This window comes from Frankia sp. AiPs1 (genome assembly GCF_023716945.1).
Taxonomy (GTDB): Bacteria; Actinomycetota; Actinomycetes; order Frankiales; family Frankiaceae; genus Frankia.
This window is the reverse complement of record NZ_JAMQQF010000175.1, coordinates 1-10,965: the sequence shown is the minus strand read 5'-3', so window position 1 is coordinate 10,965 and position 10,965 is coordinate 1. Positions and strand designations below refer to the sequence as shown.

Annotated in this window: 10 protein-coding genes and 1 pseudogene; 4 read left to right on the top strand and 7 right to left on the bottom strand. The window is 72.9% G+C overall.

Annotated elements, in window-relative coordinates; all coding sequences use genetic code 11:
- From ND748_RS16360 to guaB, 3 genes and pseudogenes are all read right to left on the bottom strand, one after another.
- A pseudogene (locus ND748_RS16360) lies at positions 1 to 364 on the bottom strand (hypothetical protein); the annotation flags it as partial.
- 190 nt (positions 365 to 554) lie between these two features.
- The gene (locus ND748_RS16355; protein ID WP_251746666.1) at positions 555 to 1,685 is read right to left on the bottom strand and encodes a GuaB3 family IMP dehydrogenase-related protein; all 1,131 of its coding nucleotides are present in this window, start codon (positions 1,683 to 1,685) and stop codon (positions 555 to 557) included.
- Between the two features lie 324 nt (positions 1,686 to 2,009).
- On the bottom strand, positions 2,010 to 3,632 hold the full coding sequence (guaB, locus tag ND748_RS16350) for an IMP dehydrogenase (RefSeq protein WP_285902221.1): 1,623 nt from the start codon (positions 3,630 to 3,632) through the stop codon (positions 2,010 to 2,012).
- Positions 3,633 to 4,002: 370 nt separating this feature from the next.
- Between guaB and ND748_RS16345 the strand changes: the two genes are divergently transcribed.
- Both ND748_RS16345 and ND748_RS16340 read left to right on the top strand, forming a co-directional pair.
- Entirely contained in the window at positions 4,003 to 4,419 is a 417-nt protein-coding gene (locus ND748_RS16345; protein WP_009740476.1) for a DUF5319 domain-containing protein, read from the top strand.
- 915 nt (positions 4,420 to 5,334) lie between these two features.
- The gene (locus ND748_RS16340; protein WP_009740477.1) at positions 5,335 to 5,667 is read left to right on the top strand and encodes a WhiB family transcriptional regulator; all 333 of its coding nucleotides are present in this window, start codon (positions 5,335 to 5,337) and stop codon (positions 5,665 to 5,667) included.
- Between the two features lie 279 nt (positions 5,668 to 5,946).
- Here ND748_RS16340 and groL read toward each other — a convergent pair whose 3' ends face one another.
- Complete coding sequence (groL, locus tag ND748_RS16335; RefSeq protein ID WP_251746665.1) at positions 5,947 to 7,599, bottom strand: chaperonin GroEL; 1,653 nt, start codon at positions 7,597 to 7,599, stop codon at positions 5,947 to 5,949.
- Between the two features lie 128 nt (positions 7,600 to 7,727).
- Positions 7,728 to 8,036, bottom strand: coding sequence for a co-chaperone GroES (gene groES / locus ND748_RS16330; protein ID WP_035921112.1), 309 nt, complete (start codon positions 8,034 to 8,036; stop codon positions 7,728 to 7,730).
- A gap of 280 nt (positions 8,037 to 8,316) precedes the next feature.
- Here groES and ND748_RS16325 point away from each other — a divergent pair, with 280 nt between their 5' ends.
- Complete coding sequence (locus ND748_RS16325) at positions 8,317 to 8,670, top strand: hypothetical protein (protein ID WP_251746664.1); 354 nt, start codon at positions 8,317 to 8,319, stop codon at positions 8,668 to 8,670.
- 65 nt (positions 8,671 to 8,735) lie between these two features.
- On the opposite strand, the gene ND748_RS16320 is transcribed toward ND748_RS16325, so the two are convergent.
- Positions 8,736 to 9,371, bottom strand: a complete 636-nt coding sequence (locus ND748_RS16320) for a MarR family winged helix-turn-helix transcriptional regulator (RefSeq protein WP_251746663.1) — start codon at positions 9,369 to 9,371, stop codon at positions 8,736 to 8,738.
- Positions 9,372 to 9,523: 152 nt separating this feature from the next.
- Here ND748_RS16320 and ND748_RS16315 point away from each other — a divergent pair, with 152 nt between their 5' ends.
- Positions 9,524 to 10,159: an FMN-dependent NADH-azoreductase gene (locus tag ND748_RS16315; RefSeq protein ID WP_251746662.1), complete on the top strand. Its 636-nt coding sequence runs from the start codon at positions 9,524 to 9,526 to the stop codon at positions 10,157 to 10,159.
- A 36-nt stretch (positions 10,160 to 10,195) separates the two neighbouring features.
- Here the strand turns inward: ND748_RS16315 and rimI are convergent, their stop codons facing one another.
- On the bottom strand, positions 10,196 to 10,807 hold the full coding sequence (gene rimI, locus ND748_RS16310) for a ribosomal protein S18-alanine N-acetyltransferase (RefSeq protein WP_374215939.1): 612 nt from the start codon (positions 10,805 to 10,807) through the stop codon (positions 10,196 to 10,198).
- Positions 10,808 to 10,965 lie beyond the last annotated feature (158 nt).

Sequence of the window (10,965 nt, the reverse complement as noted above, 5' to 3'; positions counted from 1 at the left end):
CCCCGGGACGAACCTCGTGCCGCACCACGGCGGGCGATCCGCGCCCCGCGCCACCCACATCACCCGCCGCAGCGGCGCCCCGCCCGTCATCCGCCATGTCGCCCGAGCCGGACCCGAAACCCGAAGCCGGGTAAGCCGAGGGGCCCGCCGCAGCGGGATCGGGAAGGCCGGCCGTGCGCGCATCGCCGCCGTCACGCGGTCCGGTGCCGACGGTGCCGACGGTGCCGGCCGGCTGGGCGCGCGCCGGACCGCCGCTGGAGCTGGTCGGCGGCACGGCGGAGGACGGCTGCCAGGTCTGGGCGGCTTCGTCCCAGAGGTAGGCGCCGTCATCGCTGACCCAGCGGCCGTGCTCGTCGAGGCGCATCTGTCGTCCTTCGTGCCGGAGACGGACGCTCCCAGGGTGCCATGTCCACCAAGGGTCCGGATCGGGCGGGTACCGCCGCCACCGTCGGGAGGTGGACTGTTCCGCCCGAGTCGGGTATCGGCCCACCGCGTGGCTGATCGCCCGCCGGAACGGCTGTCACCGGATCCGGTGGCAGCGGCCCCCGGGCCGGTCAGGAGGCGGCAGTCACCATGATCTCGGCCTTCTGGAACTCCTTGAGGGTCGCGTACCCGGTCGTCGCCATGGCGGTCCGCAGACCGCCGGCGAGGTTGAGCAGGCCCGTTCCGGTGGCCGCACCGGGCCCTGTGACGATCTGCGCCAGGGTGCCCGTCGGGGGGGCCGGCGCCCACCGGCCGCGTGGCAGGTCGGAATGCAGCACGTCCATCGGCCACATCCCGCCCTGGCCGGGCGCGTCCTGCGCCGCTGCCAGCGCCGCGTCCACCATCACCGCGTCGGCGCCGCAGGCGATCGCCTTCGCGAGGTCACCACCGGTCTGCAGGTCGCCGTGCGCGACGACGTGGACGTAGCGGCCGCCTGACTCGTCGAGGTAACGCATCCGGGCTCCGGCGGCATCCGCGATCGCGGTGGCGAGCGGGACTCCCACGCCGAGCACTTCATGGGTCCGATCGCCCAGGCCCGAGCCGACGCCGACGATGACCCCGGCGGCGCCGGTCCGCATCAGGTGCAGCGCGGTGGAGAACGACGCGCACCCGCCGACCAGCACCGGGACGTCCAGCTCGCCGATGAACCGCTTGAGGTTGAGGGGCTCGCTGCGCCGGGACTGGTGTTCGGCGGAGACCGCCGTGCCGTGGATGACCAGCAGGTCGACGCCGGCCGCCAGCACGTGCTGGCTCAGCGCCCGAACCTTCTGCGGGCGCAGCGCCGCGGCGACGACCACACCGGCCTCGCGCAGCTCGCCGAGGCGCCGCGCGATGAGCTCCGGACGCACCGGCGACTCGTACAGCCCGCGCAGCCGTTCGGTCGCCGCCTGCTGGCCTTCCTTGGCGCCGATCTCGCTGAGGTCGGCGATGTGGTTCTCGGGCTGCTCGTACCGGGTCCACAGCCCCTCGACGTGCAGGACGCCAAGCCCACCGAGCCGGCCGAGCGCGATCGCCGACGCCGGCGAGGTGACGGCGTCAGCGGCGGCCGCCACCAGCGGCAGGTCGAAACGGTAGGCGTCGATCTCCCAGGCCAGCGAGACGTCCTGCGGATCACGGGTCCGACGCGACGGGACGATTCCGACGGCGCCGAGACCGTACGCGACCCGCGCGCTCTTGCCGATACCGATCTCGACCTCTGCCACTGCTGGTGCCTCCTGGTTGGGCCGGCGGGCCTACGCCGGCCGGACACTGACGTACCTGCTTCACGTCGTCCGCGCGCCGGACCCGGGCACGGACACCTGATCGCCGGTGTCGGGACGGCCGACGACGACGCGCATCCGCAGCGGGGTCGGCACCCCGGCGGCGTCGACCGGTCCCGGCAAGCGGCGTGACCGCGTCAGGATCGGCCGGAGCGGGGCGGACCGGCACCGCCATGGCCGCGAGCGGACGGACCGCGGCCGGCGGCGCGGCACCGCACGGCACGGCACGGCATCCGCCGGGGGTGCCGGCCGCGCTCGCCGCGGCTCTCAGCGCGAGGAGTTGTAGTTCGGCGCCTCGACGGTCATCTGGATGTCGTGCGGGTGGCTCTCGGTGAGGCCCGCGGAAGTGATCCGGATCAACTGCGCGTCGTCCTGTAGCCGCCGAATGGTCGGCGAGCCGGTGTACCCCATCGCGGCCCGCAGCCCGCCGACGAGCTGGTGCGCCACGGCCGCGAGCGGGCCCCGGTAGGGCACCTGCCCCTCGACGCCCTCCGGGACGAGCTTGTCGTCGGAGAGCACGTCGTCCTGGAAGTAGCGGTCCTTCGAGTAGGAGCGGGCCCCGCCTCGGCTGCGCATCGCGGCGAGCGACCCCATGCCGCGGTAGGCCTTGTACTGCTTGCCGTTGATGAAGATCAGCTCGCCCGGGCTCTCGTCGACGCCGGCGAGCAGGCTGCCCAGCATGACCGTGTCCGCCCCGACCGCGATGGCCTTCGCGATGTCGCCGGAGTACTGCAGGCCGCCGTCCCCGATCACCGGCACCCCGTGCTCCCGGGCGACCCGGGACGCCTCGTAGATCGCCGTGACCTGGGGGACGCCGACCCCGGAGACCACCCGGGTGGTGCAGATCGAGCCGGGCCCCACGCCGACCTTGATCGCGTCCGCGCCCGCGGCGATGAGCGCCGCGGCGCCCGCGCCGGTCGCGACGTTGCCGCCGATCACGTCCAGCGGCCGACCGTTGGCCCCGGTCGGGATGTCGGTCTTGATCCGGCGCACCATGTCGGGCACCGCCCGCTGGTGGCCGTGGGCGGTGTCCACGATGAGGAAGTCGACGCCCGCCGCGACGAGGACCTGGGCCCGCTTGTAGGCGTCCTCGCCCACCCCGATCGCGGCACCAACCATCAGCCGGCCGTCGGCGTCCTTGGTGGCGTGTGGGTACTGGTCCCGCTTGGTGAAGTCCTTGACCGTGATCAGCCCTCGCAGCCGGCCGCGGTCGTCGACGATCGGCAGCTTCTCGATCTTGTGTCGGCGCAGCAGCTCCAGCGCGTCCTCGGGCGACACGCCGACCGGCGCGGTGATCAGCGGCATCCGCGTCATGACGTCCTGCACCCGGCGGGAGTAGTCCCGCTCGAAGCGGATGTCGCGGTTGGTCACGATGCCGACGAGCCGGCCGTCCGGCTCGGTCACCGGCACACCCGAGATGCGGTAGCGCGCCATGAGCACGTTCGCGTCCTCGAGGGTGGCCTCCGGCCCGCAGGTCACCGGCGCGGTGATCATCCCGGACTCGGACCGCTTCACCATGTCGACCTGCTGCGCCTGGTCCTCGATCGAGAGGTTGCGATGCAACACCCCGACGCCGCCCTGGCGCGCCATCGCGATCGCCATCCGGGCCTCGGTCACCGTGTCCATGGCGGAGGACACCAGGGGCACGGCGAGGGAGATGGACCGCGAAAGCCGGGTCGTGGTGTCGGCCTCGGCGGGCACCAGGTCGGAGGCCGCCGGCAGCAGCAGCACGTCGTCGAAGGTCAGGCCCAGCATCGCCAGCTTCGGCGGCACCGGCGCGTCGGCGCCCAGGAGGTCCACCTGGGAGTCGGCGGAGCCGCTCGCCGACGCCGTGCGAGCCGGCGGGCGGGGAGCCGACGTGGAGTGATCGGTGGCGACGGGAGCGTTCATGGCACCTTCCGTTCCGCGATGACCGGGGCCGCGGCGCGGGGGATACCCGCCCGGCGGCCACGGCCCCGCCGGGTACCCGTGGGCGGCCGGCCCGGCCGCCCACCAGGCGATCGGGGCATCAACCCGCTACCGGCAAGCCGGTCGCCGGGTGGCGGCATGTACCCCATCGTAGAGGTCGGCGGCGCTTATGGGCGGTTGCGGCGTGACGGAGATCGCGGTGGAGCCGCCGGGAGCGAGCCTTACCGGCGGCCGACCAGCGCAACGCAGGTTACGCAACAGGAGACGGACCTACACAGACTTGTCCACAAGCGCGGCACAACGGTGCCGAGACTCCTGATCGGGACCACTTAGCAGTCCGGGCAAGCGTAGCGTGGTCGACGTGAGCGACGAGCCTGTCGACCCCTTCGCGGGTGACCCCGAGGATCCGGCCGCCGAGCTCGCGCGCCTCGACTCTGTCGACGACCTTGACCTGCTCGAACCGCTGTCCTTGCACGAGCGGGAGGAGGTCCTCGCCGAGCTGGGAGACCTCGATGTCTTCCGCACGCTGCTCGAGCCGCGCGGCTACCGCGGCCTCGTCGTCGACTGCGAGGGCTGCGCCGAGCCCCACTACTTCGACTGGGAGCTGCTGGCCGGCAACTTGCGCAATCTCCTCAACGAGGGGCGGACACGCGTCCACGAGCCCGCCTTCTCTCCCGACCCGTCGTGCTACGTGAGCTGGGAGTACGCCCGCGGCTTCGCCGACGGCGTGTATGAGGCGTCAGCCGCTTCGGAGGCCGACTCCCGCTGAGCGCCGGGCGCGTCCCGGCCTAGGCAGGAGGCCCGCGGGCGCAGGTGCATGGAGCCCGCGGGCGGACTGCGTCGGCGGGACGGACTGCGTCGGGGCTCAGTTCGAGTGCGTACCCGCATCGTCGTGGGCATCTCCATGTTCAGCAGCGGTCGCCGTGGCCGCGAGCGAGATCGTCGGCCCGCACCCGGCGCGGGACCGGGGCTCGGGCACGCCCCAGCCATCCGCCAGCAACATCGTTGCGGTCGCCCGAGCCCGCTTTTCGTCGTCCGCGGTGGCCGCGTTGGGCCTCGGGCGGCGTCCCAGCGCCACCGCGTGTCTCCCCCGGCCGATCGCCGGTACGACTTTCGGGCCAGCCCGGACTGTCCGTTCCCGGACGGTCCGCCCGGCCGACGCCACCCGCCGCGGCGTTGGCATGTCCCTGCCACCCGGGGCCGACCGGCGCGCTCCCGGGCCGTCGAACTGCCCAACATCCCGACCGAACCGTCCGGTTGATCCGGTAACGGCGACTCTGCCGGGGAACCGTCGGGCCGCGAAGGCCGCCCCCGTCGCCCGGATCGAAGCATTGTCCGGCGATGTTCCCGGCCGGGCCGTGTGACCAGGCGATCGCCGGGGTAGGCGAATCACCGTCCACGAAGTTGTCCGCCGGACCCACGGACCGGACGTCCTTCCCGATCCCGGCTCCGTCCGGGCGGCCGGTGGCACCGGACGGGGAGGATCGGTCTGGTCCGGAGCCATCGGACGACCCGTGGATCCGCGCCGCGTCCCGGCGGGGGCTGTGCCGGCGCGGCACACCGGACCTGACGGCAGGCGACGCGGGATCGCCCGGGTGAATTTTTCTAGATCACCGGAAGGGTGACCGGTACTACGGTGAGCCCGCGGCGTTTGCCGCTCAGGTCGAAAGGGGGGCTCAGGCCGATGACCGACGTCCGACGACTTCCCGGCCCCGGCGCGGAGAAGTGGGAGTGGCAACTGCATGGCGCGTGCCGCGGGGAGAGCACCGAGCTGTTCTTCCACCCGGAGGGCGAACGCGGGCCGGCCCGGGCCGCCCGTGAGGCCGCGGCCAAGGCGATCTGCGCCCGGTGCCCGGTCATCCGCGCCTGCGGGGAGTACGCACTGACCGCCCGGGAGCCGTACGGCGTCTGGGGAGGGCTCAGCGAGTCGGAACGGGAGGCGATCCTTACCGGCCGCTCGCGGCGGGGGGCGGCTCGCCGCGTCCCCGCCAGGCCGGGGCTCGCGCCTGCCTGCTGACCAGCCCGGCGGCAGGTGACGACTTGGCCGGACATCCGATCCCGGCCATGCCGATCACCCGCGACGGGTGAGCGGGCCCACCGGCCGCTCTCGCCCAGCCGTTCGGGTGGCGCCCGTGGGCCGGCCGGCCACCATCGATCGGCCGGCCGCCGGCCTGACTACCCGGGAACAAAAGCGGCCCGCTCGGACCCCTGACCGGGGACCGAGCGGGCCGCTTTGCTGCCGCGAGCGGGGCGCCGGCCGGAGTTGCCCGGCCGGGCCTCGCCAGCCGGCTCCCGATCAGAAACCGGGGCCCTGCGGGTGGCTGTGCCCATGGCCGTGGGAGTGGCCGTGGGAGTGGCCGTGATCGCCCGCCGACCCGGCCGGCTTCTCGACGACGAGGCTCTCCGTGGTGATGAGCAGCGCCGCGATCGAGGCGGCGTTCGCCACCGCCGAGCGGGTGACCTTCACCGGGTCGACGACGCCGGCCGCGATCAGGTCGGTGTACTCGCCGGTCGCGGCGTTGTAGCCGTGATTCGGCGCGAGTTCCTTGACCTTGGCGACGATGACCGCGCCTTCCAGACCGGCGTTGCGCGCGATCCAGTTCAGCGGGGCGTCGAGGGCGGTGCGCACGATCCGGACACCGGCAAGCTCGTCCCCGGTGCGGCCGAGGCCGTCGTCGAGAACGGAGGCGACGTGCGACAGCGCGGCGCCACCGCCGGCGACGATGCCCTCCTCGATCGCCGCACGGGTCGCGGAGACGGCGTCCTCGAGGCGGTGCTTCTTCTCCTTGAGCTCCACCTCGGTGGCGGCACCCACGCGGATGACCGCGACCCCGCCGGCGAGCTTGGCGAGCCGCTCCTGGAGCTTCTCGCGATCCCAGTCGGAGTCGCTGGCCTCGATCTCCGCCTTGAGCTGGCGAACCCGGTCGGCGACCGCGCCCGCCTCGCCGCCGCCGTCGACGATGGTGGTGGTGTCCTTCTCCACCACCACCCGCCGGGCCTGGCCGAGATCCGCGAGGGTCACCGCGTCCAGCGAAAGGCCGACCTCACCGGCCACCACCTGGCCGCCGGTGAGCACGGCGATGTCCTGCAGCACCGCCTTGCGACGGTCCCCGAAGCCGGGCGCCTTCACCGCGACGACCTGGAAGGTCTTGCGGATCGAGTTCACGACCAGAGTGGACAGCGCCTCGCCCTCGATGTCCTCGGCGATGATCAGCAGCGGCTTACGCTCCTGCACGACCTGCTCGAGGATGGGCAGGATCTCGTTCAGCGCGGCGATCTTGCCCGGGTACAGCAGGATGTACGCGTCCTCGAGGACGGCCTCCTGCGACTCGGCGTCCGTGACGAAGTACGGCGAGATGTAGCCCTTGTCGAACTGCATCCCCTCGGTCAGCTCGAGGTCCAGCCCGGTGGTCTGGCTCTCCTCGACCGTGATGACGCCGTCCTTGCCGATCTTGTCGATCGCCTCGGCGATCAGCTCCCCGACCTGGGCGTCCTGGGCGGAGATGGCGGCGACCTGGGCGATCGTCTGCCTTGAGCTGACCTCGATCGCCTGCTCGAGCAGGGCGGCGGAGACGGCCTCGACGGCGGCCTCGATGCCCAGCTTCAGCGTCAGCGGCGCGGCCCCGGCGGTGACCTGCTTCAGACCGAAGCGGACCATCGCCTGGGCGAGCACCGTCGCCGTGGTGGTGCCGTCGCCGGCGACGTCGTTCGTCTTGGTGGCGACTTCCTTGGCGAGCTGAGCACCCAGGTTCTCGTACGGGTCTTCCAGCTCGACCAGCCGGGCGATCGTCACCCCGTCGTTGGTGATCGTCGCCGCACCGTAGGACTGGTCGATGACGACGTTGCGCCCACGCGGGCCGATCGTCACCTTGACCACGTCGGCCAGCGCGTTCACCCCGCGCTCCAGCGCGTGGCGGGCGTCCTCGTTGAACGTGAGAATCTTCGGCATACCTGGTTTGTCCTCCCGACACCGATGACCGGTGGGAAACCGCAAGGGCGCGCCCCGCCGGCGGGCCCGGCGGAAACCGGGCGGCCACCAGCGGGGCGCGCCCCTTGCGTTGCGACCGGCGAGCGGGTCTACTTCTCGATGATCGCGAGGACGTCGCGAGCGGAGAGCACGAGGTACTCCTCGCCCGAGTACTTGACCTCAGTGCCGCCGTACTTGCTGTAGAGCACCACGTCGCCGACCTTGACGTCGAGCGGGACGCGCTTGCCGTCCTCGAACCGGCCCGGGCCGACTGCGAGGACGGTGCCCTCCTGGGGCTTCTCCTTCGCCGTGTCCGGAATCACAATTCCGGACGCGGTGGTCTGCTCGGCATCGGAGGGCTGCACAACGATGCGGTCCTCGAGCGGCTTGATAGCAACCTTGGTGGCGGTCGTCACGATCGACCTCCCCCTTCCTACGCTGGATGAGAGAGCGACCCTGGCGGCCTGCCGTCGCGGGTGAACAGGCGCCTGTTGTCGCTGGCACTCTCACGTGCCGAGTGCCAACCTAGCACCCGCACCACACACGTCAACCAACAAGGTCGGAAGTGTCAAGACGGCCGGGAACCGGGCGCCGCCCGCCCGACCGCGCCGGCCACGCCGGCTCGCCCCGGCCCCTTCCCGGCGCGCGACCGCGCAACCGGCCCCGACCGCCTTCGGCCACGCCGGATGGGACGCGAACATGATCTGGATGTGGGAGGCCCGGGCGACGCCCGGGCGCCTGACGGACCTGCGGGACTGGGCGATCGCCGCCCTCGACGGCCGCAAAGGTGAGGTATATCTCAGTCACCAGCCCGGGGGTGACCTCGTCGTGGTAGTCCTCCGGTTGCCCGACGCGCCACCGACTGACGTGGCGACCGCCGCTCCCACCGGAGCGGACGACACCACCATCAGTGGACCCGCCGCGGCCCCGCTGCCCCCGCCACCCGAGGAACTGGTCGCCGGTTCCCCGCACGCCTGGCCGTTCCACCAGGTCCACCCCCGCCCGGCCGAGTTCGACCCGCCCGGCCCCGCCGAGCCCAGCGCGCCACGGTGAGCCGGGCCACCCGAGTCGCTCCCGGCACCCAGACGCCCATGCGGCGCCCGCCGCCTGGCCGGCGATCAGCCGGCGGCGGCCGCCCGTCGTCCGCTCTCGCCGCCCGGCCCGGACTGCCCATCCGTGGCCGTGGGACAGTCGTCCTGCGGCGGGCAGCCGGCACCCTCGTGAGCCTCGATCTCGCGGCGGGCCGCGTCGCAGGCAGCCGCGCCGTGGGTGGGATCGACGGCCAGCAACCGCGCGGCGATCCGGCGCAGTGACTCGACGAACTGCTCCCGCTCCGCCGGCTCCAGCCCGGCGAGCACGTGCTGATCAACGAGGCGACGGTCGTCCTGGGTCGACGCGTAGAGCCGCGTCCCCTGGTCGGTCGCGGTGATGATGCGGGCTCGCCGGTCGGCCGGGTCGGGATGGCGCTCGACCAGGCCCGCCCGTTCGAGCTCGTCGACCAGGCGCACCATCACCGTCCGGTCGATGCCGAACCGGCGGGCCACCTCGATCTGGTTTCGCGCCTCGCCGCCGACGGCGGCGCCGAGAACGTGCAGCGCGCGCAGGCCGCCCGGCAGTTCGCCGACGGCGGCGGCCGAGGCCGCGAGGTAGCCGTACTGCACCTGGCCCAGCAGCCAGCCCAGATCCTGCCCGAGGTCTTCGGGCAGGCCGTCGGCCCCGACCTCGGGCCCCGCGGCCGCTGCGGCGTCGCTCACCGCCCCAGGGTACCCGTCCCGGTCAGAGTAATCTCCCCTCAGATGAGTGCTTGCAGAGACGATTTCTTCATCAGATAGTCTCTGTTCAGATCTTCGCGACAGCAGAAGATCTCAGTCTTTGACGACTTCTCGACCAACAGGGAGACGCCGCAATGCCCAACCTGCTGCACGTCGACGCGAGCCTGGCTGTGGAGGGCTCGACCTCCCGATCGCTGGGCGCCATCTACATCGACGCCTGGCGCGCCGCCCACCCCGAGGGCACCGTCACCTACCGCGATCTCGCCCTCACCCCCCCGCCGCACCTCGACTGGGCCACCCTGACCGCCGGCTTCACCCCGCCTGAGCAGCACACCCCGGAGCAGACCGAGGGCCTCAAGCTGCGCGAGGAACTGATCGGCGAGCTCGAGGCGGCCGACGAGCTCCTGCTGTCGCTGCCGATGTACAACTTCTCGGTGCCCTCCACGTTCAAGGCGTGGGTGGACCAGGTGATCATGGTCGGCCGCACCTTCCGGCAGCCGCCGGAGGAGTCGGCGCTCACCGGCGATCGCGTCACCGTCATCGCCACCCAGGGCGGTTCCTACGGGGTGGGCACGCCCAAGGAGGGCTGGGACCACCAGCTCCCCTTCATCGCCCACGTCCTCGAGACGCTCGGGGCGACCGACGTCGAGCTGGTCCGGGTGGAGATGACGCTCGCCCCGGTCAACCCGGCGCTGGCCGAGTTCACCGACGTCTACGAGCGCAGCCGGGCCGCCGGCGAGAGCGTTCTGCGGGCGCGGGCGGCGGTCTGAGTCAGCGCGACCGACCGGGGCGCCCCGGCGAGCCGGTCACGGCTCCTGGCGCACCCGGCCGGGCAGCGCGCGTTCGACCTCGTCGAGCAGCGCGGCGTACCCGACCGTGTCGATCGGTCGGGCCCGCATGACGTAGGCGTCGCCGCCGGAGGGCTGGTAGTACCCGCGGCGCACGCCGATGTCGACGAAACCAAGCCGGCTGTACAGCGCCCGCGCGGCATGGTTGTCGGTGCGAACCTCCAGCCCGCAGGAGCGGGCTCCGGCCCGACCCGCGTGGCGCAGCAGGGCGATCATCAGCCGGGCGCCGACACCGCGGCCCCGGATCCGGGGCACGACGCCGATGGTCTGGATGAAGGCGCCGTCGTCGGCAAGCGCCAGCCCCGCGTAACCGATGATTGCCGCCAGGTCGTGCGCGGCCACCCCTCGCGGCCGCCACAGCGCGGCCAGGTAGCGCCGCTGGTCGCCCTGGGCCAGTTCGGACCAGAACAGCTCCGCGGTCCAGGGGTCGGTGGCGAAGACGGTCGGTTCCAGCTCGGCGACGGTGGCGACGTGCCACCAGCGCATCGGGATGAGCACCAGCTCCCCGTCCGGCCCCAGCTCCCCAGCCGGCGCCAGATCTCCGGCCGCATGCGGTGGAGGCCGCGTCACACCCTGACCGGCTTCGGCGCGTGCGGTTCGGTCGCGTCCGGACGCCGCAGGTAGAGCGGAGCCAGCACGCTCGGGTCGCGGCCGGCCAGCAGGTCCGCCCCGGCGAGACCGACGAGCAGCTCCGGGCGCGGGTACCCGCCCGCCGCCGGGTCCGCGCC

What these genes read in the sequence shown, in the direction of transcription:
- guaB (WP_285902221.1), bottom strand. Translation starts at nt 3,632, where the DNA reads ATGAACGCTCCCGTCGCCACCGATCACTCCACGTCGGCTCCCCGCCCG.
- ND748_RS16340 (WP_009740477.1), top strand. Translation starts at nt 5,335, where the DNA reads ATGACCGACGTCCGACGACTTCCCGGCCCCGGCGCGGAGAAGTGGGAG.
- groL (WP_251746665.1), bottom strand. Translation starts at nt 7,599, where the DNA reads ATGCCGAAGATTCTCACGTTCAACGAGGACGCCCGCCACGCGCTGGAG.
- ND748_RS16325 (WP_251746664.1), top strand. Translation starts at nt 8,317, where the DNA reads ATGATCTGGATGTGGGAGGCCCGGGCGACGCCCGGGCGCCTGACGGAC.
- ND748_RS16315 (WP_251746662.1), top strand. Translation starts at nt 9,524, where the DNA reads ATGCCCAACCTGCTGCACGTCGACGCGAGCCTGGCTGTGGAGGGCTCG.